Origin of the sequence: Marivirga arenosa, assembly GCF_030503895.2 — a bacterium.
Classification (GTDB): domain Bacteria; phylum Bacteroidota; class Bacteroidia; order Cytophagales; family Cyclobacteriaceae; genus Marivirga; species Marivirga arenosa.
The window spans coordinates 654,830-679,054 of sequence record NZ_CP129970.2 but is presented as its reverse complement, the minus strand read 5'-3'; the positions used below and the strand labels follow the sequence as shown (position 1 = coordinate 679,054).

At 35.1% G+C, this 24,225-nt stretch carries 23 protein-coding genes; 20 read left to right on the top strand and 3 right to left on the bottom strand.

Features of this window, described 5'->3' with window-relative positions; translation table 11 throughout:
• Positions 1 to 5: 5 nt before the first annotated feature.
• The 3 genes from QYS48_RS02840 (at position 6) to QYS48_RS02830 (ending at position 2,196) form a co-directional block, all read left to right on the top strand.
• Entirely contained in the window at positions 6 to 455 is a 450-nt protein-coding gene (locus QYS48_RS02840; protein ID WP_308357440.1) for a hypothetical protein, read from the top strand.
• 148 nt (positions 456 to 603) lie between these two features.
• Positions 604 to 1,320 carry a hypothetical protein gene (locus tag QYS48_RS02835; protein ID WP_308357439.1) on the top strand — a complete coding sequence of 239 codons (717 nt, stop codon included), beginning with the start codon at positions 604 to 606 and terminating at the stop codon, positions 1,318 to 1,320.
• Positions 1,321 to 1,761: 441 nt separating this feature from the next.
• Positions 1,762 to 2,196: a DUF3592 domain-containing protein gene (locus QYS48_RS02830; protein ID WP_308357438.1), complete on the top strand. Its 435-nt coding sequence runs from the start codon at positions 1,762 to 1,764 to the stop codon at positions 2,194 to 2,196.
• A gap of 58 nt (positions 2,197 to 2,254) precedes the next feature.
• On the opposite strand, the gene QYS48_RS02825 is transcribed toward QYS48_RS02830, so the two are convergent.
• Complete coding sequence (locus tag QYS48_RS02825; protein ID WP_308357437.1) at positions 2,255 to 2,839, bottom strand: hypothetical protein; 585 nt, start codon at positions 2,837 to 2,839, stop codon at positions 2,255 to 2,257.
• Positions 2,840 to 3,133: 294 nt separating this feature from the next.
• Here QYS48_RS02825 and QYS48_RS02820 point away from each other — a divergent pair, with 294 nt between their 5' ends.
• From QYS48_RS02820 to QYS48_RS02805, 4 genes are all read left to right on the top strand, one after another.
• A complete protein-coding gene (locus QYS48_RS02820) occupies positions 3,134 to 4,180 on the top strand; it encodes a hypothetical protein (protein WP_308357436.1) in 1,047 nt (348 codons plus the stop codon).
• 96 nt (positions 4,181 to 4,276) lie between these two features.
• Positions 4,277 to 4,531 carry an autorepressor SdpR family transcription factor gene (locus QYS48_RS02815; protein WP_302103783.1) on the top strand — a complete coding sequence of 85 codons (255 nt, stop codon included), beginning with the start codon at positions 4,277 to 4,279 and terminating at the stop codon, positions 4,529 to 4,531.
• 3 nt (positions 4,532 to 4,534) lie between these two features.
• Positions 4,535 to 5,185 carry an SdpI family protein gene (locus QYS48_RS02810; protein WP_308357435.1) on the top strand — a complete coding sequence of 217 codons (651 nt, stop codon included), beginning with the start codon at positions 4,535 to 4,537 and terminating at the stop codon, positions 5,183 to 5,185.
• Positions 5,182 to 6,261, top strand: coding sequence for an alpha/beta hydrolase (locus QYS48_RS02805; protein WP_308357434.1), 1,080 nt, complete (start codon positions 5,182 to 5,184; stop codon positions 6,259 to 6,261). The genes QYS48_RS02810 and QYS48_RS02805 overlap by 4 nt, the downstream gene beginning before the upstream one ends.
• Positions 6,262 to 6,288: 27 nt before the next feature.
• On the opposite strand, the gene QYS48_RS02800 is transcribed toward QYS48_RS02805, so the two are convergent.
• The gene (locus QYS48_RS02800; protein WP_308357433.1) at positions 6,289 to 7,215 is read right to left on the bottom strand and encodes an alpha/beta fold hydrolase; all 927 of its coding nucleotides are present in this window, start codon (positions 7,213 to 7,215) and stop codon (positions 6,289 to 6,291) included.
• A gap of 46 nt (positions 7,216 to 7,261) precedes the next feature.
• Entirely contained in the window at positions 7,262 to 8,233 is a 972-nt protein-coding gene (locus QYS48_RS02795) for a calcium/sodium antiporter (protein WP_308357432.1), read from the bottom strand.
• Positions 8,234 to 8,371: 138 nt separating this feature from the next.
• Here QYS48_RS02795 and QYS48_RS02790 point away from each other — a divergent pair, with 138 nt between their 5' ends.
• The 13 genes from QYS48_RS02790 to QYS48_RS02730 all read left to right on the top strand — a co-directional run bounded on the left by QYS48_RS02790 (position 8,372) and on the right by QYS48_RS02730 (position 24,078).
• Positions 8,372 to 8,596, top strand: a complete 225-nt coding sequence (locus tag QYS48_RS02790) for a 30S ribosomal protein THX (protein WP_308357431.1) — start codon at positions 8,372 to 8,374, stop codon at positions 8,594 to 8,596.
• A 352-nt stretch (positions 8,597 to 8,948) separates the two neighbouring features.
• On the top strand, positions 8,949 to 10,352 hold the full coding sequence (locus QYS48_RS02785) for an anthranilate synthase component I family protein (protein WP_308357430.1): 1,404 nt from the start codon (positions 8,949 to 8,951) through the stop codon (positions 10,350 to 10,352).
• 15 nt (positions 10,353 to 10,367) lie between these two features.
• On the top strand, positions 10,368 to 10,937 hold the full coding sequence (locus tag QYS48_RS02780; protein ID WP_308357429.1) for an aminodeoxychorismate/anthranilate synthase component II: 570 nt from the start codon (positions 10,368 to 10,370) through the stop codon (positions 10,935 to 10,937).
• 263 nt (positions 10,938 to 11,200) lie between these two features.
• Positions 11,201 to 12,187: an anthranilate phosphoribosyltransferase gene (gene trpD, locus QYS48_RS02775; RefSeq protein WP_308357428.1), complete on the top strand. Its 987-nt coding sequence runs from the start codon at positions 11,201 to 11,203 to the stop codon at positions 12,185 to 12,187.
• Between the two features lie 203 nt (positions 12,188 to 12,390).
• Entirely contained in the window at positions 12,391 to 13,206 is an 816-nt protein-coding gene (gene trpC / locus QYS48_RS02770; protein ID WP_302103792.1) for an indole-3-glycerol phosphate synthase TrpC, read from the top strand.
• Between the two features lie 28 nt (positions 13,207 to 13,234).
• Complete coding sequence (locus tag QYS48_RS02765) at positions 13,235 to 13,843, top strand: phosphoribosylanthranilate isomerase (protein WP_308357427.1); 609 nt, start codon at positions 13,235 to 13,237, stop codon at positions 13,841 to 13,843.
• Positions 13,844 to 13,967: 124 nt separating this feature from the next.
• Positions 13,968 to 15,149 (top strand): tryptophan synthase subunit beta, encoded by a 1,182-nt coding sequence (gene trpB, locus QYS48_RS02760; RefSeq protein ID WP_308357426.1) that lies wholly within the window; start codon positions 13,968 to 13,970, stop codon positions 15,147 to 15,149.
• Between the two features lie 291 nt (positions 15,150 to 15,440).
• Entirely contained in the window at positions 15,441 to 16,214 is a 774-nt protein-coding gene (gene trpA, locus QYS48_RS02755; RefSeq protein ID WP_308357425.1) for a tryptophan synthase subunit alpha, read from the top strand.
• A 315-nt stretch (positions 16,215 to 16,529) separates the two neighbouring features.
• Positions 16,530 to 17,543 carry a 3-deoxy-7-phosphoheptulonate synthase gene (gene aroF, locus QYS48_RS02750; protein WP_308357424.1) on the top strand — a complete coding sequence of 338 codons (1,014 nt, stop codon included), beginning with the start codon at positions 16,530 to 16,532 and terminating at the stop codon, positions 17,541 to 17,543.
• A 337-nt stretch (positions 17,544 to 17,880) separates the two neighbouring features.
• Positions 17,881 to 18,597 (top strand): outer membrane beta-barrel protein, encoded by a 717-nt coding sequence (locus QYS48_RS02745; protein WP_308357423.1) that lies wholly within the window; start codon positions 17,881 to 17,883, stop codon positions 18,595 to 18,597.
• Between the two features lie 51 nt (positions 18,598 to 18,648).
• Positions 18,649 to 20,964, top strand: coding sequence for a hypothetical protein (locus QYS48_RS02740; protein WP_308357422.1), 2,316 nt, complete (start codon positions 18,649 to 18,651; stop codon positions 20,962 to 20,964).
• A gap of 168 nt (positions 20,965 to 21,132) precedes the next feature.
• Positions 21,133 to 23,649, top strand: a complete 2,517-nt coding sequence (locus tag QYS48_RS02735; protein ID WP_308357421.1) for a T9SS type A sorting domain-containing protein — start codon at positions 21,133 to 21,135, stop codon at positions 23,647 to 23,649.
• Positions 23,650 to 23,661: 12 nt separating this feature from the next.
• Positions 23,662 to 24,078: a hypothetical protein gene (locus QYS48_RS02730; RefSeq protein WP_302103807.1), complete on the top strand. Its 417-nt coding sequence runs from the start codon at positions 23,662 to 23,664 to the stop codon at positions 24,076 to 24,078.
• Positions 24,079 to 24,225 lie beyond the last annotated feature (147 nt).

Below are 24,225 nucleotides of genomic sequence, written 5' to 3'. Positions count from 1 at the left end.
GGGACGTGACCATTACCTATTTGTTACTTGGCACTATTTGCCTAATTGTTTGGGGTTACTTCAAGAACGGAACAGTATACTTAGCATTCCAAGAACTAAAGAAAGAGAATTACGAAAAGGTCGAAAATTTACTCGCAAAGATTCGAAGACCTGAACTCTTAAAGAAATCGCAAAAGAGCTACTTTCATTTCACTAAAGGGTTTATTGATCTGAACAAACAGAACTTTGATTCCGCATATGAAAATCTGAAGTCGGCATTAAGTCTAGGTTTAAGAACCCAAAATGATACCTCAATTGTAACCTTGAACTTAGCGGCAATGGAGATTGAACGTAAAAATTTAGAAGAGGCTAGAAATTATCTCAAGCAAACAAAGGGTCTTAAGCATAAACTTATACTGAAATCCGAGATTGAAAGAATTGAGTCAGAAATAGATGCTGCCCAACCAATGCCATGAATGAATCATGTATTATTGAGGAACTTTGAAATCCACCTTAAATTTTCCATTTGAATCAAGGCGCGAATTTGCTGAAGCGGAGAGCTGATTGAATTCTAAATTCCTGTCAATACAGTTGATAGTTAAGTATGATAATACAACTTACAGTATGAAAAGATTATTAATAATAGTTTCTTTAACAGTTATATCTCAGTTCAGTTTTGCTCAATCTGATGCAACTGAATACGTAGAATTAGTTAAGAAAAATTTTCATCAGGAAGATATTAGAGAGAAACTTATTGACTATGATTTTACTCGATTGATTATTCCAAATCAAGACTTTCTTGGCTTTATAGGATCAAAATATAGACGAATTAAAACCTTTTATAATTCTATTCAACAGGATACAGTAGACCCTTTTAAATATTTCATTAAAGGAGTTTCTGTAGTAGGAACCAATAAGTGTGATTTTTTGGGTGAATTAGAAATTGAGAGTATTCATGAAGCAAAAAGAATGGAATTAGGAGTCGATCTTATGTATAAAGACGCAGGTTTTAAATCTCAAGGTATTCTAATAGCGAATTTTACATTCAAAGAAGACCAAAGTCAGAATCATGTGGGTATATTTTCTGGAAAAATGATCATTTGGTGGTTAATTGACAGGCATGGCATTCTTCATATCAATGACGTGAATAACTACTCAGATAACTACAAAAATAATCAGCATATCGGGATATGGACTGAGTATGGCTCATCGGACTCAAAAGTATGCAACTGGGGAGTAAGGAGAATTCCTAATTCTGGAGATCTAGATATTGGTGCAGGAGAATTCTCAGCAAATCCAAAGTATGAAGATTTAGGATGGAAATATTATAGATCCTATTAATCTTTTAATAAGTATGTTACAGACTAATGTTTACAGTTGTTTTTCCCGCTTGCCGCATGCGTGCCGCTTGTGCCTCTATACTAACATCTTTTTTTGCTGAAAAATAATATGCGCATGGCGATTTTGCTGAAAAAAATTATGCGTACTTCAAATTTTTAATTCACGCATAACGGATTTTCCTGCTTTGTAAATATGCGCACTAAAAAACAACTAAGCATATAGCGTGATGGAAAAGCAGTACGCATAAGAATGTAACCACTTGAGCTATGCTCTGAATCCTTATTATCATGCAAATAAGATTTAAAGTCCCCGTTCTCGACATGTTCTAAATGGTGGTCTATAAATAATATCTACCTTCAAATGCCAATAAACCTTCTCTAAAAACCATTAAATTGCAAAGTAAAAAAGTCGAGTCATTTCCGTAGTTTAAAATTAAATCAAATGAACCACAATCTCCTAATCGCCCTCTTTTCTATTGTTCCCTTAGGTATTGGAGTTCACCTATGGCAAAAAGGGATTAGGTTAATTAGAAATGGTAAAAAGGCTGAGGGTATTGTTTTCAAAAATAATTATAAAGGGAGTATTAATAATAAAACGGGTTTGTATTTTCCAGTAGTCAGGTTTTTAACCGAAAAGCAAGAATGGATTACCCAAGAACTAGATATCGGACAATATCCGGCCCTTGAAGAGGGGAAGAAAATTCGATTGATCTATAATCAAGAAAATCCTGAGGAAGTGGGAATCGATTCCGTATTTAGATTGGAGATTTTACCTCGCATTTTGGTAGTGGTGGGTATTATATTGCTGACCTTAGGTCTTTTAGGCTATTTAGATGTTATAGAATTAAACTTCAATAATTCCATAAAACTACTATAATCGTTTTTTGAAGAAAAATAAAAAAGTCAATCTGGTTGCCCAAATTGACTTAAGAACTTTAAATGCAGTTACCATTAGCATCTTTTATACAAGGCTCTTCTGGATCTGTCGGATCATTTGGCTCTATCGGAATTTCTGGGTCTCTTCCTGGAAGACCACCTCCAGAGTAATTCCCATCATCATGATAGCAATTTCTAACATTATTTGTAGTAGATCGCCATGAGCAAGCAGATGAACTCGAACCGTTAACATTAGCAATTGTAATGGTTACATCACCATATCGTTCACTCGCAATTTGAAATACGTCTTGATTATTTGATACGGTTGCTCCCGCTGGAATGGTGACATAAGCAGCATCGATTATGGTACTACCTTTGCTTAGCATTAATTCAATAGTTCGATTGTAATTTACTGCTCCATTATATCCTGCTGTAACTGCAACTGTGTATCGTGTACCACTAACCGCCTGGCCGGCAGAACCACTTCCATAGCAATTACCACCGGGCACAATTTGTGGCGTTAAGTAACAGTTGTTCCAGTCAGTATCTTTTTCAGAATAATTTTTTCCACTGGCATTGCCGTTTGAGTTAGCAAACAAAAAAATGTTAGCAAACATCAATAAAATAAAATTTAATTTGATCATAACTTTTAAGGGTTTGGTTTAAAATATTCATAAGAAACTACGGATGTATGAATTTGTTTAAGAAGGGCAATTATTTCTTTTCAGATCTATTGGGTTTAGCTATCTGTGTTTATTAAATGAAGATACAGGCTTAGTATTTTTTAACTTATTATCTTAATATTTAACTAATAAAATTATCCGAACTCAATGCAAACTTCATTACATTAGTTAATCGTGAAAATAAAGATTGCATCTTCTTTGGCTCTCTGATATCAAAATCTAATAACTTTTGAATAGAAGTTAATATCTTTCGGGATGAACTATCGACTTTTGTATTTAATAAGTATTCTTATCTTTTTTTCTGCATGTCAAAGTCCGCAAGAAGAATATGTATGTACTCCCTGTAATTTAGAATGTGATCAATTGAGCTTTGCCAAAGCAGGCGATTGTCCCCACTGTAATATGAAGCTGATCAAGAAATCGGAGCTAGAGTCACTTCAGAACTTAGTGCTCAATGAGGTGAAAATTAAAAGTGTAAAAGGAGCTTTTTTAATTGATGGGGGCTACCACCAAGACCGGCAAATCATAGTTCATTATTATAAAGCCAAAGGATTTGAGGAAGATTCTCAAGTTATCATAGTAGTGCCCGGTGCAGGCCGAAATGGAGCCGATTACCGAGATGCCTGGATTGAAAAAGCAGAAAGCTATAATTTATTAGTATTAAGTCTTGAGTATTCAGAGGAATACTATCCTGATTTTTGGAATTATAATTTAGCGGGCATGCTTTCGGATGTGGTCTTAAATGAAGAGCGTAGCGCTATCGATAGTTTTACCGTAAATCAAGACCCTGAAAGTTGGCTGTATCAGGATTTTGATCGCCTTTTTGAATTAGCAAAGCAGCAATTGGCATTCCGTACGGAACACTATGACATCTTTGGGCATTCCGCGGGTGGGCAAATTTTACACAGAATGGCCATTTTTCATCCTCAAAATAAGGCCAACCGGATTTTAGCAGCTAATTCCGGCTGGTATACCCTTCCTACTTCTGATGATATTTTTCCCTTAGGACTCAGAAATATTCGAGAATCCGTTAGTCGCTTAGACTTTAGTTCAAAGCTGGTGCTCTTCCTAGGTGAATTAGATAATGCTTCTGAAACTCGTGGAGAGTTAAGAAGGTCTCCCGAAGTGGATCAGCAAGGTTTAGGTCGCTTTTCAAGAGGGCTATATTTTTATAAAGAAACCCATAGAATAGCATCTGAAATGAACTTAGCCTACAATTGGACCACCCATATTGTTCGCGGAACAGGACATGATTATAAAGCGATGAGTGAAGCGGCTGCAGAATATCTCTACGGGCAATAGTGCGCAAATTCATTTCATAATAGCTTTTATGCGATTCAGATGAGGTATTTTGATTTCTAATATAATATTTAGATATTTATCTAAATAACTAAATAAATGAATTCAATCTTTAAAGCCCTGAATGATGAAACCAGACGGGAAATCATTGAACTACTGAAAGATCAGGATTTGAATGCAGGACAGATTGCGGATAAATTCAATATGAGCAAACCTAGTATTTCCCATCATCTGGATATTCTCAAAAGGGCCGATTTAATTAGCAGTGAAAAGAAAGGCCAGTTTGTGGTGTATTCACTGAATACCACCATACTGGAAGATTTATTGAACTGGATTATGACCTTAAAAAAATGAAATATGAAGCTAAAAAAAGAACTACCCCTGATTGCGATTGTATTATTGCCTTTTGTCTATTTGGCTTACGTTTGGAATGATTTACCAAATAAAGTTCCACTACACTGGAATTTGCAAGGAGAGGTAGACCGTTTTGGTGAGAAAACTGAATTAATTTTAGCAGTTTTTGTACTCCCAGTTTTGGTTTATGTATTACTCTTAATTGTTCCGAAAATTGACCCCAAGAATAAACTTCATCAAATGGGGAATAAATATGATAACATCCGATTTATGTTAATCACTTTTATTTCGGCCATAACTATTTTTATTATTTATTCTGCCAACAATCAGTCTGTTGCCAATCCTAACTATATAGTTTTACTAGTGGGAGTATTGTATCTCATTTTAGGAAACTACTTCAAAACGATCAAAGCAAATTATTTTATTGGAATTAGAACTCCATGGACACTCGAAAGTGAAGAGGTATGGAAAGCCACCCATAAACTGGCAGGTATATTATGGTTTATAGGAGGCATTGCTGTAGTGTTGTCCAGTTTGATTTTTGATAAGCAAATCAATTTTATGGTGCTTATTTCAATCACTGCGGTCATTAGCCTGGTGCCCATCATTTATTCTTATATGACTTTCCAAAAATTTAAAAATCAATTAAAATGAAAAAATATTTCATATTCTTAGTTTCGGCATTATTCGTCAGCATAGAGGCGTATAGTCAAGTAAATCGACCTCAAGAACCTAAACCACCCTTCGGCTACACTATAGAAGAAGTGACTTTCAAGAATGAAACAGAGGGTATCTCTTTAGCCGGCACCTTGACCTATCCGGCCAAGGGTTCCAAGTTCCCTGCTGTGATTTTGATTAGCGGAAGTGGTCCTCAGGACAGAAATTCAGAAATTATGAATCACAAGCCCTTTTTAGTCATAGCGGATCATTTGACCAAAAATGGTATAGCCGTGCTTCGAGTAGATGATAGAGGAACAGCCGAATCAGGAGGAAATTATAATGAAAGTGGACTTAATGATTTTGTAGCGGATACTAAAAGTGCTTTAGACTTTCTGAAAGGCCATAAAAAGATTAACAGGAAACAAATTGGATTGATAGGGCATAGTTTAGGAGGAAATATAGCGCCAATTGTAGCAACCGAAAGAGAAAAAGATGTCGCATTTATTGTATTATTAGCAGGCTCTGGTATCAGGGGAGATGAATTAATGCTTTTACAAAAAGCGACCATTGAACGAAAAATGGGAGTGCCGGAAGCAGCGGTGCTGCAGGCTCAGGATAATATGAAAGGAGCTTACGATATTATATTAAATTTAGCTGCTGAGCCGGAAGAGATACAAATAGAGTTAAAAAAATATTTCACGGATAAATTTGGAGGGATGATTCCTGAAAAGCAAGTAGAAGCAATTGCAAAGCAAATGACAATGCCCTGGTTTTCAGATTTTGTAAAATTTGATCCTGAAGAAATCCTTGAAAAGGTAAAATGTCCTGTTTTAGCTTTAAATGGAGCAAATGATCTTCAAGTACCTTCCAAAGAGAATTTAGCAGCAATAAAAAAGGCTTTAGAAGCAGGAGCTAATAAAGATTACCAAACCCAAGAGTTAGAAGGCTTAAATCACCTATTTCAAGAAAGTGAGACAGGTTTGCCCAATGAGTATGCCTCAATAGAACAAACATTTTCTCCACTAGCTTTAGACATCATTACTGAATGGATAAATGAGAGAACCCAATAATGAATATTCGAAAATAAAATCTGTCCCTTAAGATTTTATTTTCGGGTTTTTCAACCATTCCAAAACCTCTTTAAAATGATCATTTTTAGCATCTTTATGTGTTAGTAAATTGATGTGATCATAATCGTGTTGATATCCCTGCTTTTTGCCAATTACTTTGAAAACAAAGTTCTCTTGATCTCCGATTTCTTTTAATAGTCGCTTGCAGTCCACCGGATGACCAATTTCAGTATCACTTGAACCTGTTATGGATAAAATAGGGGGAATGTTTTTGCTTTGTAGTGCAGCTGCATAATCAAAACCATCTCGATGATCTTTCCAATCTTTAGAACGAACCCATTTGTTCACTTCCAAGAAATAGTCCTTTGCTTCATCAGCACTTCCTATTTTGTATTTTCTAGCTGGTAAATAACCTTTTGTTTTGGCAAGGAATGTGCAAAAGCCAAACCAAATTACGTTTACGGTCCACCATTTTTTCAGACTTTTCACTCGTATATCTCTTTTACTACCAAAGAAGACTAATGATTTAAGATCTTCTAAATCATTTTTTGCCAAATAAGCCATAAGATGAACTCCACCCCAACTATGCGAAATTAAATGATGGGGACCCTGTCCTTTTGTTCTATTAATTTCTTCAATGAAATCAGGTATGTCTTCCTCAAAAGCAGATGCATGACCAAAATTATGGTTGGCACTTGGATGAGGCGTACTTTTTCCTCTTCCTCTGAGATCAGCTACGAAAACATCAAAACCATTTGCTGCTAGAAAAGGAGCCAACCCTTTTCCTGATTTGGAATAGAATATTTTGCCATCTTCTATGCTGCCATGGATTAACAATATAGAGGGGGCATTTTCCTGTTTCCAGAATCTTTTGAGGTGAAGCTTATAGTGCTCTTTGTTAATGAATAGACTTTCTGATTGCATGCCTGAAATTATATAAAAAATAGTAGGCATGCATAATAAATTATGACATTTATTGATAATTAACTCAGCTAATAGCTTATTTCCTAATGAAAATATAGGTCATATAAGCGAAAAAGCTTATCAAAAATAGAATAGCTTCCCATCGATCTAATTTTTTATTTTTCAGAGTAAACATGAAGATGAAAAGCAATGTGGAACCACCAATTAATACGTAAAAATCTAGATTCAATTGAGTGTTATAATTTAAGGGCTTCACTATAGAGTTAATCCCTAATATAAAGGTTAAATTAAAGATGTTTGAGCCAATTACATTTCCAATTGCGATATCTGCTCTGTTTCGATAAGCCGCCACAGCACTGGTTGCTAATTCAGGTAAAGAAGTACCCGCAGCCAAAATGGTTAAACCAATCAGTTTTTCACTTAATTCAAAGCTTCGGGCTATATCAACTGCATTATCTACAACTAATTTCCCTCCTAATACCAATCCTGTTATCCCCCCTAAAATCATTAATAAAGTCACCCAATGATTATAAATTTTGGTTTCATCAGGCATGTCTAAAATATGGTTATTATTTTTTACATTATAGAAAACGTAATAAATGAAGCTGACAAAGAGGAGTAATAAAATAAAACCATCGATATAGCCTGCGGAATTAAATTCTTGACCGAAAAAGAATTGATCATTTACCAATATGAAGAGCAAGATCACCACTCCCATACTAAAAGGTATTTCTTTCCAAACCGTCTCGGATTGAACGATTAAGGGCCGGATTGTACCGGCAATACCTAAAATCAGGAATAAATTAAAGATGTTGCTCCCGATTAAATTACCAAATACTACATCATCTAATCCCTGAGAACCTGAAACCAAATTCACCACTAATTCGGGCGCTGAAGTTCCCATTGCTACAATAGTTAATCCAATAGCGATTTCAGAGACATTAAATTTTTTTGCGAAGGATGATGCACCGCTGACCATAAAATCAGCTCCTTTTATCAAAAGAATAAATCCTAAAATGATAAAAGCCGTATTTAGAAATAATGCCAAAATGAGGTTTTTACATGTTTACACATCAATATAATATAAGAATCCTTATTGGGAAACTAGAATTATAAATTATTACCAAAATAATTTAATTATTCTTATTTTAGAAAATAATAAAAAGACAATCATAAATCAAAAACTATGGGAAAAGGAGACAGAAAATCTAAAAAAGGAAAAATTTGGAGAGGAACATTTGGTAATACCCGACCAAGACCAAGCGCTTCTTCTGGTCCGGAAACTGCAACTAAGGAAAAGCCAAAAGCTAAAAAGAAAGCAGAGCCAGCAAAAAAAACAGCCTCAACTAAGAAAGCTTCAACCGCTAAAAAAACCACTGCAAAGAAAAAAACTGAAAAATCTGACAAATAATTTTGCTTATATCAGTTTCGCACATACATTTGTGGAAATGCAAAAAAGAAATACAAATATCAGTTGGTGGTGGACTTCTAAAATTTAGAAGACAGCACTGGTATATATAAATATTTAAACCTCGCTGTCGCGAGGTTTTTTTTTGACCAAAAATTAAAAAAAGATGATTAATAAATTCAATTCAGCATGGTGGTGGCACTTAATAACATCTGAACCCGGATGAACAGATTTGCTATGCTCAATTGAGAAAAAGGCTTATCGGACATCCGGTAAGCCTTTTTTGTTTTTAAGGGTTGAATCCAGAACATAAATTATAAACAGAAAGCTAGTATAAAATTAAAATAAAGTATAAATGAAAATAAAGAAATCACATATCACCCTACCGGCAGACTCCTTTACTCCGGTAGCACTTTATTTACGGTTGAGAGATCAATTTCCGCATACCTTTTTGATGGAGAGTTCTGATTATCATACCAGAAGAAACAGTTTTTCATATATAGGAGTACAATCCGTTGCGGAGGTAAAAGCCAATGAAAATAGCTTTTATACTGAAATTGAAGGAGAGACAAAAACTGAAGAACTTAAAAGTAAATTAGAACTGCCTGATAAGCTACAATCTTTCATCAATCAATTTGAAGCAGATGAAATTTTTCCTCAGGAGGATTTTGAAGAAAGTGGTTTCTTTGGCGCTACTGGCTTTGACGGGGTGCAGTATTTTGAGGATATCAACTTTGAAAAGGTAGATAAAGATATTCCATTTCTTCGTTATCATTTTTATCGCTTTGTATTAGTCTTTGATCACTTTAAAGATGAATTGCATGTTTTTGAACATCAGCTTAAAAAAGAATATGATTTTAAATTGAATGACTTAGTTCAGATCATATTAAATCGTTCAGTTCCTCAATTTCAGTTTAAAAAAGTAGGAGAGGAAGAAAGCAATATGACGGATGATGAATTTCTTAGCATTATCAATAAAGGAATCGAGCACGCTCAATTGGGAGATGTATTTCAAATTGTTCTATCCCGTGCTTTTTCTCAATCATTCAAAGGCGATGAATTTACAGTGTATAGAGCTTTACGCTCACTAAACCCATCGCCTTATTTATTTTATTTCGATTATGGAGATTATAAACTATTTGGCTCTTCACCAGAAGCTCAGGTAGGGGTGAAGTCAGGAAAAGCATATGTGAATCCTATAGCCGGTACTTACCGCAGAAGTGGGGATGATGCAGCGGATGCCAAATTAGCGGATCAGTTACTAAATGATGAAAAGGAAAATGCCGAACATACCATGCTGGTTGATTTAGGGAGAAATGATCTTTCTAAAAATGGTGAAAATGTGGAAGTGGAAGTATATAAAGAGATTCAATTTTATTCTCATGTAATCCATTTAGTAAGCAAAGTTACAGCGGATGTTCCTGAAAAATCAGCAGTACAACTATTGGCTGACACCTTCCCAGCAGGTACCTTAAGTGGTGCTCCAAAGTATAAAGCTTTAGAATTAATTAATAAGTATGAACCTACGGGTAGAGGTTTGTACGGGGGTGCTGTAGGTTTAATTGGATTGAACGGAAACCTCAATCATGCCATAGTGATTCGATCTTTTGTGAGTAAGAAGAATAAGTTGAATTATAGAGCAGGAGCAGGAATTGTGGCTTTGTCCGATCCTGAAAGTGAATTACAAGAAGTGCATAATAAGTTATTTGCCTTGAGAAAAGCAATGGATAAGGCCGAGTATTTATTTAATCAACACTAATTAAAAGTGAAGGATATGAAAATATTATTACTAGATAATTATGACTCCTTTACTTACAACTTAGTGGAGGTGATCAGAAAGCAAAAGTTGTCCATTAATATTGATGTGATCAGAAATGATAAAATTACTTTGGATGAGGTGGCTAAATATGATAAAATTTTATTGTCCCCTGGTCCTAGTGTACCTGAAAATGCAGGTATCATGCTTGATTTAATAAAAGAATATGCACCTACTAAACCTATTTTGGGAATATGCTTAGGTCATCAAGCCATAGGTCAGGCGTTTGGTGGAAAGCTATTGAATATTCAGCCTGTAAAACACGGTATTCAAAATAAAGCAAAACTAGAACAGCATTATTTGTTTGAAGGAATAAATGAAGAAATCAATGTGGGTCGCTACCATTCCTGGGTAATTGATGAAGTTGATTTCCCACAGGATTTACAGATACTGGGGAGAACAGAAGATGGACAAATTATGGCGGCTGCTCATAAAGAATATGATGTATGCGGATTACAATTTCATCCTGAATCTGTCATGACCCCAGAAGGAGGTAAAATACTTAAGAATTGGATATTGAGAGCTTGAAGTTAGATGTATTTGATAAGGTCAGTACCAAGGTCAGACCGTAATTATGGTACCAAAGGTCAGATCATACTTATGTGGTTGATAAGGTCAGTACCAAAGGTCAGACCTTACTTATCTTGTAGATTAGGTCGGTACCAGTGGTCAGACCATATCTATGGTATCAATAGTCAAACCAGACTTAGCCTTAATATGAAATAAAATAGAGATATAAAAGACGAAAAAATAGTCTTGAATCTAGATTCAAGACTCTAAAAATCTAAATTATGAAAGAATTACTTAATAGATTATCACAATATAATACGCTAAGCAAGGAAGAAGCTAAAGCCATATTTTTAAGAATAGGGCAGGGTGAATTTAACAATTCAGAGTTGGCAGCTTTCATGACGCTTTTTATGATTCGCCCAGTAACGGTAGAAGAATTAAGTGGATTTCGCGATGGCTTGATGGAATTGAGAGTTCCTATTGACTTATCTGCCTATGACGGTATGGACTTATGTGGTACTGGAGGTGATGGTAAAAACACATTTAATATCAGTACACTATCTGCATTTGTAGTAGCAGCTTGTGGTCAAAATGTAGTGAAGCATGGAAATTATGGGGTTTCTTCTAAATGCGGCAGTTCTAATTTATTGGAGCATTTTGGATATGAATTTACCAATGAGCAATCTGTTTTGGAAAAACAATTGGAAGGAAGTGGTATTTGTTTTTTGCATGCCCCGAAATTTCACCCTGCTATGCGATTTGTAGGACCAATCAGAAAAGAACTAGGAGTCAAGACCTTCTTCAATATGTTGGGGCCTTTGGTTAACCCAGCCAGACCCAAAAAACAGTTAGCAGGTGTTTTCAGTCATGAACTGGCTAGAATTTATTCTTACCTATTCCAGGAAACCGATACTAAATACAGTGTAGTATATGACTTGGAAGGCTATGATGAATGCTCCTTAACCGGAGAAACTAAGGTGTTTTCTTCAGAAGGCGAACAGTTTGTAAAAGCTGAAGATTTTGGTTTGACTAAAATAAAATCGGAAGAGATTCATGGTGGAGAAACTATTGAAGAAGCTGCAAAAATTTTCACTGATATATTAAAGGGAGAAGGAACGCAAGCACAGCATTCTGTGGTTTATGCCAATAGCGCATTAGCCTTAAAAGCGGCTGGAAAATATGAAAGTTTATCAGAAGCTAAAGAAGCGGCAAAAGAAGCTGTAGAGTCTGGGAAAGCCTACCAGGTTTTTAAAAAATTATTAGGGTGAAGCTTAAAGTTTAGGTCAGGACAAAGGTCAGACCTAAAAGACATTCGTTAAATATTTCCTTGCGTCATTCCTGCGAAGGCAGGAAACTATAAAATTCAGGTCATTAATAGAGGTCAGATTGTATTTAGGTTTAGAATGAAAAAATTAGAAAAAAAGTAGAAATATGAAAGGTTCTAGAATCTAGAATCTAAAATCTTATAAAAATGAACATATTAGAACAAATAGCAGAATATAAAAAGGAAGAGGTTAAAGAGAGACAAAAACTATTTCCTGTAGAATTTTTAAAGCAAAAGCTGTATTACAAAACAAAGCCTGTCAGTTTGAAATCATACATATTAGATGAAACTAAATCAGGTATCATTGCCGAGATAAAGAGGAAATCTCCATCTGAAGGCGTGATTAATCCAAATATTTCAGTTGAAGAGGTGTCAATTGGGTATATGCAAAGTGGTTCTAGTGCTTTATCTGTTTTAACCGATGAGCCTTCTTTCGGAGGTAGTCTTAAAGATTTAGAAACAGCAAGAAAATACAACTATTGCCCAATCTTGAGAAAGGATTTTATGTTAGACCCTTATCAGGTTTATGAAGCGAAAGCTCACGGAGCGGATGCTATTTTATTAATAGCCGCAATGATTGATAAAACTCAATGTCAGGAGTTAGCATCTTTAGCTCATGAATTAGGAATGGAAGTTTTATTGGAAGTTCATAACCATGCTGAGTTAAATTCTCATTTTGGTAATTATGCTGATTTAGTAGGGATAAACAGCAGAGACTTAAAAAGTTTCAATACTAACCTTGAGGTAGCCAAAGAATTAGCGGATCAACTTCCTAATGATGTTCCTAAAATAGCTGAAAGCGGATTAAAAACTCCAGAGGATGTTTTAAGAATGAAAGTAGCTGGATTTGACGGTTTCTTAATTGGCACCACCTTTATGAAAAGCAGTCAGCCCGCTAAAGCTTGCCAAAGGTTTAGTCAGCAAGTGAAAAATCTAATTACAAATCAGGGAGAAGTAGCATAATATAAATTTTCAACTAAAATCTATAGATATGAAAAAGAAGATTTGCGGAATGAGGGAGGTTCAGAATGTAAAAGATGTACTTGAATATAATCCTGATTATATGGGCTTCATTTTCTATGAAAAGTCAAGTCGCTTTGTAGGTAAAGATCAAATGCAGGAGCTGATCAAATTGAACTTTGGTGAAACAGAAAGAGTAGGTGTGTTTGTGAATGAGTCATTTGATAAAATATTAGAATATGCTGATTTAGGTTTTTTTGATATTGTTCAGCTTCACGGAAATGAAATCCCAGAACAAGTTGAAAAATTGAAAGCAGAAGGTTTAGAAGTGATAAAAGTATTCTCGGTAGGAGATGATTTTGATGTATCAGAATTGAAAGCATATAAAAAAGCCGATTATTATTTGTTTGATACAAAAGGAAAGCTGCCAGGAGGTAACGGAGAAAAGTTTGATTGGTCTGTTTTAAATTCAGCGGCAATTAATAAGCCATTCTTTTTAAGTGGAGGCTTAGATGAGAACGATACTAACATAGATAAAAGTCAGTTTAAAAATTTATATGGACTTGATTTCAACAGTAAACTGGAATTGGAGCCCGGATTTAAGGATGTGATTAAAGTTCAAGAAGTATTGGGTACTTAGGTCAGCACCAAAGGTCTGACCGGTAATTGATTGATCAAAGATTATAAAAAGTAAAAATAATTAGAAAAATAAAGAGAGTATCGCTGTACTTGATACCAGATACTCACTACTTAATATTTAAAGTATGGAAATTAAAATAGATGAAAACGGATATTATGGGAAGTTTGGCGGGGCATTTATCCCAGAGCTTCTCCATCCTAACATAGAAGAGCTAAAAGCCAATTATCTTAAAATATCCGAAGAGGAAGAGTTTCAAAATGAGTTTAAGTCTTTATTAAAGGATTATGTAGGGAGACCCACTCCCTTATTTCTGGCTAAAAAGCTGTCCGAAAAATACGGAGCAAAAATATATCTCAAAAGAGAGGATTTAAATCATACAGGTGCTCATAAAATAAATAATGCCATAGGACAGGCACTATTAGCCAAGCGTTTGGGTAAAAAGAAAATCATAGCTGAAACTGGGGCTGGTCAGCATGGGGTGGCTACAGCTACTGCTTGTGCATTATTAGATATGCCTTGTACAGTTTTTATGGGTGAAATTGACATGGAACGTCAGAAGCCCAATGTTGAAAGAATGAAAATTTTAGGGGCTAAAGTGGTACCTGCTACTTCAGGTTCTAAAACACTAAAGGATGCTACAAACGAAGCTATGCGTTTTTGGATCAACAATCCTGATGATACGCATTATATAATAGGTTCAGTAGTGGGGCCTCATCCCTTTCCTGATATGGTAAGTAGATTTCAATCCATCATTAGTGAGGAGATTATGTACCAACTTCAAGAACAGGAAGGTAAAAACGCCCCTGATTATGTAATAGCTTGTGTTGGAGGAGGAAGTAATGCAGCAGGTGCATTCTACCATTATTTAAATAACGAAAAAGTGAAATTGGTTGCGGTTGAAGCAGCAGGCCATGGGGTAGATAGTGGGGAAACTGCCGCAACTACAGCTAAAGGTAGTGAGGGTGTTTTACATGGCTTCAAAACTTTATTAATGCAATCCGAAGACGGACAGGTTACTGAGCCTTACTCTATTTCAGCTGGTTTAGATTATCCAGGTATTGGGCCGCTTCATGCTCATTTATATGAAAGCAAGAGAGGGATTTTTAAATATGTTACAGACAAAGAAGCTATGGACGCTGGTGTAGAATTAAGCAAAATGGAAGGTATTATTCCAGCAGTGGAGACTGCACATGCATTAGCTGCATTAGATCAATTTAAGTTTAATAAGGAGGATGTAGTGGTAATCAATTTATCGGGAAGAGGCGATAAAGATTTACAGACTTATATCAATTTTGGCAACTATTAGTTTTTGGTAATTAGTTTTTAGTCTTAGAGAGTTAATCCATTGTGTAACTGCCAAAAACTGAAAACCTAAAACCTAAAACCTAAAACCTAAAACTTATAACTCTAAAAATCAAAACCATTAAATGAATTGTATAGCACCATGGTCAGACGATAGTCAGACCATAGCTCTTAGATCAGACGATAGTCAGATCTATTAACCTAGATCAGACAGCACTTAGATCAGACAATAGTCAGATCGCTTGAAACAAGATCAGACAGTAGTCGAATCGGTTCTAATACTAACTAAAAAATAATGACTAATAGAATAGAAAAAGTTTTTCATCAGAAAGAAAAAGAAAAGCTTACGATTTATTTCACAGCAGGCTATCCGCGCTTGGAGGATACCACTACAATTTTAAAAGCACTGGATGAATCAGATGTTGACATCATTGAAATTGGGATGCCCTATTCAGATCCATTAGCCGATGGTCCTACTATTCAAAAAAGTAGCATGACGGCTTTAGCCAATGGAATGAACCTTAATAAACTTTTTGAACAATTGGCAGACCTTAGAAAGATCACTCAAAAGCCGGTCTTCATTATGGGCTACTGTAATAATGTATTGAAATATGGAACAGAAAAATTCTGTCAAAAGTGTGCTGAGGTCGGTATTGATGGTTTAATCCTACCTGATATGCCTATGCATGAATTTAAATTACAATTTAAGCCCATTTTCCATCAGTACAATCTTAAAAATGTATTCTTAGTTACGCCAAAAACATCTGAAGAGAGAATTAAAGAGGTCGATGAGCAAGAAGGAGGGTTTATTTACATGGTAAGTAGTTCGAGCACCACCGGGGGTTCTTGGGGAGATAGTCCTGAGCGATTAGAATATCTAAAGAGAATTCAAAGCATGAATCTAAAAACACCGCGCATGGTAGGCTTCGGTATTAGCGACCACGCTGCATTAAAAATGGTGAATCAATTTGCGGATGGAGGTATAATTGGGAGTGCTTTTATTAAAGCATTGAATGCAGATGATCTGGAAGGAAGTATTAAAGGCTTTATTAAAAAGATAAAGCCGTAGCTAAAAAGGTCTCCTAACCCTCAAAGGGTGGAGTAGCTTGCTTAGGTCAGTACCGTAGATTAGACCTGAAATAAATATGCTCGCTTAGGTCGGCACCAAAGGTCAGACCGGCAAAGAGCTATGAAACAAAATGGATACTTAGGTCAGAACCGCAGGTCAGACCGGTAAAAGTTACCAAATATAATGGAAGCTTAGGTCAGCTCCGAAGGTCAGACCGTTAAATGCAATAACAATTAAAAATATAATAAACCTAAAATCTAGAAGCATCACATTAAATCTTGACTCTAGATTCTGGACTCTAAAATCTTAAAATAAATGATATTACAACTAGAAAAAAATATTAGCGGAAATGCTAAGAATGATTTAATTTCTTCATTGGGGCAATTCACTAAATCGGTGAGCGAAGTACAAACTCAGAAAGGATTTTATTTAGTAGCACTTGAAAAAAGCGACATTGATATCCGAGAGATCGGTCATCTAAAAGGTGTAAAAGACGTGCATGTTGTTTCTGATAATTATCAATTGGTTTCTCGTAAATGGAAGGTTAATCCTGCTGAGATTCAATTAAGAGATGGAGATGTGATTTCACAAAACCATTTTAATGTGATGGCTGGGCCATGTAGTATTGAAAATGAAGAGCAAGTAGATGCGGTAATCGCTCACTTAGTTGCGAACAATGTCAAAATCATGCGTGGAGGAGTGTATAAGCCTCGATCTTCTCCCTATTCCTTTAGAGGTCTGGGTATGGAAGGTTTAAAGATGTGGTATCAGAAAGCCAAAGATGCTGGCATTAAGATCATAACAGAGGTGATGCAAGTTTCGCAAGTAGAGGAAATGTATGACTATATCGATATTTATCAGGTAGGGGCACGAAATACTCAAAATTTCAACTTGCTGGATGAATTAGGAAAAGTAGATAAACCAGTTATGATTAAAAGAGGGGTAAGTGGCACTATTGAAGAATTACTTTATTCAGCAGAATATGTATTCAGTGGTGGGAATGAGGATTTGATCTTATGCGAAAGGGGGATTAGGACATTCGAAAACATGACCAGAAATACATTGGATATAAATGCAATTCCAGTATTGAAAGATAGATCTCATTTGCCAGTAGTAGTAGATCCTTCTCATGGAATTGGGATTAGAAAGTATGTTGAATCAGTCGCCCTTGCTGGAATTATGGCAGGAGCGGATGGCGTTATTTATGAACTACACCCAGATCCTGAAAAAGCGATGAGTGATGGACAACAATCTTTATATTTTGAAGAAAGTTCTGCCTTAATTCATAAAATGAAACAAACTTATGAATTAAGAAATAATATTAATTAGAGTATAAATTTAATTTTTTTAAGCTTAAAGGCAGTCTATAAAAGACTGCCTTTTTTTGTATTGTAGGTATATTAAATTGATAATTACCTATTTTTAGGTATTTTATTTGTGTAAAAGTTTTGAAATATTGCATTTATCCTACAAAAATAAGATAAATACAAATTATTGAAAATGAACAATAAATATTTGAAAAACACAATAGTAAACTATAAATTTGAGCAAAAATTTAAAAAAATTGTTTTTTTGTATAGAAAATTATGTAATATTGTACGAATTCGAATAGAAAATTACATTTTAAACCATTAAAATTAAATTTTTAACACATAACCCGCTTAATATGAAATACTTATTCAAATGTACGATTAAGCTTTCCCTAGTCTTAGCATTTTTGCTGGTTGGCTATGGTCTTAAAGCACAAATCGGATTAGGAGTTAGTGCTGGTACTAACATCAATCAATTAAACTCACCTGGAGTTTATATGGGAGCGAATATTGGAGCTTTTGCATCTTATGATATTCTCTTCTTAAATGCCAGAGCTGGAGTAAGCTACAACCAATTGGGTGGAGCAAGACCAAATTATTTTGATCAACCACCAGGACTCAATGTTGTAACTGAGTATGTTGACAGACAAGTTATATTTCACAATATAGAGGTGCCAATCTATGTTAATATCTATTTTCCTGGAATGGAAGAGGCAGAAATTAAGCCGAGATTAACCGTTGGTTTTGCTTATGGATTTAATATGTCAGCTATTGAAAGAAGAGATTTAAGACAGACTTTCGGTAACCCTGTTACTGGAGTAGATACTTACGCGGTTTTTTCTGATGACAAAGAAAATGTGAGAAGTGATTATGTTAATCATCACTTTGATTTTCTAGGTGGATTTGGCGTAGACTTCAACTTAGAAGAAGATAGAAAAGGATATCTCGAAGTAATATACCGTCAGGGATTAAATCAAATGAACAATGTCGGATTTGGTAGAATTGGAAATGTGGGAGATGTGTACACCAACAGCATTATGTTAAATTTCGGAATGACAATCTTTAACTTATAATTTTTAACCTTAATACAAACAATAATTAAATTTTAACTTAAATCAATAATCATGAAAATCAACAATTTACTTAAAATGTGCTTAGGGATGTTGGCGATGACAGTCATCATTTCTTCCTGTGCAGATGAATTTACGGAAGAGGATTTATTGCAAGCGCAATATGATCTTCAGCAACAACAACAAAATGCGGCTAACTCAAGACAAGATTCCATTGATAACGCAAACAAACAAGCAAATTTAGATGCTTTAAATAACGCTGGTGAATTAGTAAGTCTTCAATTAACAATTGTAGATTTAGATGGTACTCCAGTTCAAGGTGCAGAAGTAAGTTTAAGGGCAGCTGCTGGTGGAGATGCAGATGAGCAAGCGGATACATCTGCAGTTAACGGTACAGTATACTTTGATAGGGTTGCTATTGGTGGTAATACTATCAATATTTCAGGTGCTGGTATTACTCCAGCTACTTTACAAGCAGATTTTGGTTCAATTCAACAAGGTGTACATTATCAGATCATTGATGGTCAAATAATACCTACACCTGTTACAGAATCAGCTATTATTACAGTTATTTCATCTAATGCTGCTACTGCTACAGTAAGCGGTACGGTTAACATTGAAACGGATGTTACTAATACTACTCCAGAGGTTCCACAGGATTTAGTTATCAGAGCTAATTTTAATAATTCATTAAATAGAAATTCATCTTTCAGTTTAAGCTACTTTTTTACAAATTCTGGAAACGAATTTAACTTAGGAGAGACTACAGTTGATAATAATACAGGTGACTATACTTTAACAGTTCCTGCTAATGTTAACTTTACTATGACTGTTCCAGATTTAACTTTAGATCAAACAATTGCTATAGATAGAGAAAACGGTGTTTTATTAGATAGACCAGAATACAGAACTGTTGAGGCAAACTTTGGTCCTAATTCAAGTTCAGACAATATCAGAAGTATCAATGGTGCAATTGTAATGGTAGATGAACCAAACGGTGGCGGAGATGGATTTGTAATCGATTCTTGGGCAAGAGTACCAAGAGATTTTGGATTTACTGCAGTTGGAAATAACACTACTAAAACTGATGGAGGTTCTTTTGTGTACCAATTCACTTCTTTAGGTTCAGGTTATGTTGAATCTCCTTTAGTAACTATCACAGATCCAAATACTGGAGCAGAAAACCTTTATGCTGAAGCGCATTTAGATTTTGCTATTAATGGTTTAACATTATCTCAGGCAGGATCTGGTTTCCCTGCTGATACTGATATTGATTTTGATTTCCGTTATGACTCTCCGTTTTATGATGCTACAGAAGATGACGTTGATACTACGGAAAATATTTTAGTAGCGGGAAGTATTTTAACTGTAACAACTAACGCTTCTGGTGAAATTACAGCAGCAGCAGTTCAACAAGCATTGGAACAAGCTATCGAAAATGAAGATAATTGGTTTGATCAAGATGATTTAAACTTCATTAATAATGCAGCTGTTAATTTAAGATTACAAACTGGTGGAGCCGTGCCTACTGCTAATGATGCGATTTTAGACATAACATCAATGAAGTCAAGAATAAGAGCTATGGCTTTTCAAGGAGATAATTTAACGAATCCTTCTTTTACGTTCTCAGGTGGAGGCGCTACAGCTCAAGCCGTTATAGATATTTCAGCTTTTGAAACTAGATGGACATTTGCTTTGAATAATGAGGATACAGAGGCATATAGTTCTGTTCCAGGAATTAGTTTTGAATATTTCAATGCTGATGTAAATCCTACAGAGTTTTCTACTACTTCAGTTAGAGTTTTAGATTTAGAGGGTAATTTCCAGACTACTGCAAGCATTCAAAGCAGATTAGAGGTTGATGCAAATGGAGATATTGTCTATCAAGATGCTTTAGAGAATAACGAAACTAACTTCTTTGCTGCAGTGATGCCAAACGCTGTTATTGTGAATCCACAAGCTGGAGTTGCGCCTACTTTGGGTGTAAACATTAATACGAATGGTGAGGTTTCAGGGATTTTTACTAACAATTTCGGAACAGCTACTAATGGCTCTAATACTGGTTACACTGAAAAATTCGGTGGAATGATTATGCCAGCTGCAGAAGGTGCTCCAGGTACAGGTGCTACATTTGATTTTGGAACTGGAGCATTCAATGCAGACGGAACTTATAGATGGGGTGGAGGTCTTACATTAACTGAAAATGGTTCAGGCTATTTACAAGATCTAAATCAACAAAATTTAGGTAATGGTCAGCAAGGATTCTTTGTTTCATCAGGTTCTATTTTTACTACAAGAAATTTAAATGAAGGACAAAACTTTGTACTTGATATCAACTATGGTACTGGTAACAAAATAGGAAACTTCTAATTAGAATAGAAATTATTTTAAACCGATCTGGATTCCGGATCGGTTTTTTTTATGTCTAAATATTTGGTGGAACATGAAATGTCGCTACACTTAAATATTTAGTTTTTAATTTTTGATTGTACCTTTTCTATATATACTTTAGTGGTTTAGTTAATAATAAATCACTTTATGAAAAAACTTTACCTAATATCAACCTTAATATTATATAGCTTTTTAGGCAATTCTCAAACAGATTGTGCTTCTGCTGTTACCATTACACAAGGAACTCAAACTCAAGCTGCCACACCAAATGATAATTATTTGTGGTACGAATTTACAATGCCTTCCAGTGGTGGTAAATTAAAGGTCACATCCCCAAACGGTATCGTTGTTGAATTATACAGTGGTTGCGGTGGATTTTCAGATTTTTTAACGGCTCAATCATTTGGAGATGTTCTATATTATGATGCTGAGCCTAATGATATTGTGTATGTTAGAGTCGAAGCTCGAAATACCGAGAGTTTTGATTGGTCGATTCAAGTAGAAGAATTTGTAACCGGAGAATTATGTTCAACGGCTGTTGAAGCAGTGGAAGGCACAAATAGTATGCCTTTAGAAGGTGGTGGACAATATTGGTATATTTTCACAATGCCTGATATTGATACTGATGTTGTGTATTTCATTTTGCCATTTCTTAATAATTCTAGCCTTACACTATATGAAGGAAACTGCAATAATCTTACAAATGAAAGAAATATTTTAAAAGGTTCTGGTGTTGTTAATGGTTCATTTACTCCAAATCAACAATATTACATTAAAATTGATATAAGTGGGCAGAGTAGTTTTGATTGGGAAATTAAGATACCAATATTAGGGGAAGATTGTGCAGTTCCAGATATAGCTAACTTAGGTGTCAATACTCTGCCTGCTACAGACTTAAATCCTTATTGGTTTAAATATACTACTCCAGTTGATGTGGCAGGAAAGAAACTGCAAGCCAATGTAAAAGATGGAGTTGAAATGATTTTGACCAAAGACGGTTGTGGAAATAGTAATATCGTTCAAAGAAGAGACAGTTCTGTTTTCGCGGTAGATTTAGAACCTGAAACAAACTATTTTTTCAGGTTTAATAATATTAATGGGGGTGATTTTGACTGGGAACTTTTATTAACCGATCTTGAAGCTGGGGATAAGTGCAATGATCCAATAATTGTAGAGGAAGGACAGCACAAAGCTGATTTCACGCCACAGTGGTTTAGTTTTACGGCAACTGAGGATGGAACTTATGTTATTTCATCTACTGTAGAGTCAAGTGATAAAGACACCATTTTGAAAATTTTTGATTCATGCGGAGGAACAATTAGAGCAGAGAATGATGATGCTGGAAGCTCTACTTATCAATCTGAAATTAATCTTGATTTAGTAGCTAATGAAACAATTATAATAAACTGGGAATCGGGTCAATTTGATAATAATGATGGTTTCGATTGGAAGGTTTACAATTCTTCAAGACAACAAATTTCATTTCCTTCTATACCTGAGAAAACTTTTGGAGATAATGATTTTGAATTGTCTGCTTCTGCCAGTTCTGGATTAGCTGTAAGTTATAGTTCTAGTAATCAAAATGTAGCAACTATTTCTGGGAGTATAGTAACTATTTTAGGTGCAGGGGAAACAGTAATTACTGCCTCTCAGTCTGGAAATGCTGAAATTGATGCAGCGATTCCTGTAGAGCAGACTTTGGTTGTTAATAAGGCTGATCAAAATATCAGTATCACATCAATATCTGATAAATTCACAACGGATTCTTCTTTTGATGTTGAGGCGAGTACGACTAGTGAATTAGATTTAACTTATGAAGTGAGTGGGCCTGCCACAATCGAGGGTACAAGCATTACATTAGATGGGACTGTGGGGACTGTTGAAGTTACGGTAAGTCAAGCCGGAAATGATGACTTTAATCCAGCTACCGAATCAGTAAGCTTTGATGTTACAGAAGATCCTTGTTTAGATTTTACTGTTACAGCGACAGTAACAAATTCAGTGTGTGCAGGAGATGACCAGGGAGTTATTGTTATTGATCCTACAGCTGGAACCGCTCCATTTAGCTATAGTTTAAATGAAGCTGATGCAGTACGTGAAAATATCTTTACAACTTTAGCTCCAGGTGAATATTCTGTATTAGTAACGGATGCAAATGGTTGTACAGCTAGTACAACCGCTACTATCACTAGCCCAGATGCAATTGTAGTTACTGCAGAGGTAGTAAATAGCAATAGTATATTAGGTAATGGAAGTATTAGTTTGAGTGTGACGGGTGGTACAGGTGAATATACTTATAGCTGGAGTAATGATGCTACTACCGCATCCATTGAAGAATTAGAAGTGGGAGAATATTCAGTTACAGTTACAGATGAAAATGGTTGTAATATTGAAAAGAGCTTTACAATTGGTGGAGTCACGGCAAATGCTGAAACTTTATCGAAAGCTATTAGCATTTTCCCAAATCCTGCAAAGGATATCATACAAATCGAGCATGATAAAGAAACTAAGTTGATACAATTGTATGATGCAAGAGGTAAAATTCTAAATGAGATGAACCTTGATGGATCGAAAAGTGAAATCAATGTAAGTCAATTACCAGCAGGTTTGTATTTCATTAAAAAGGATGGAGATAGTCAGCTTTACAGATTTATTAAAGAATAAAAGATATTAGAAATGAAAATACTATTTAAATATACAATCCTAATGATGATGGTGGCTATTATGATGTTCTCATGTAACCCAGATGATGCATCAGAAATAGACGAAGAAAAGGCAAATGCTGTAATTGAGGCTTTGCAGGGAACATGGACGGCTAGCGAAGTAAGAAAAGACCAGACTGTGATTTCTGACTTTGAAAACTTCAGCATTACCATAACTGATAAGAGCTACAGCACTGAAAATGGTAGCCCAGTATGGCCTCAAAGTGGAACTTTTGATGTGCAGAATGCAGAAGTGGAGGATGAGTTTATAAGAGAAGACGGTAGATTATTTACTGCGAATGTTAATAATGGAATATTAACTTTAGTAATTGTGTATCAAGAGGAGACAGGAAGAGGAGAATATGGTACCTATGAATTCGTGATGAATTAAAATTATATCATTATTTTTTCTAAAAGAGCATTTGTTAGCTAACGAATGCTCTTTTTATTTTAAGTCCTATCGAATCATACAGTTGAAACTAAATTTTTATAATTACAGTTTTATAAGACTTTAAACCATATTAAAATTTTTAACTTT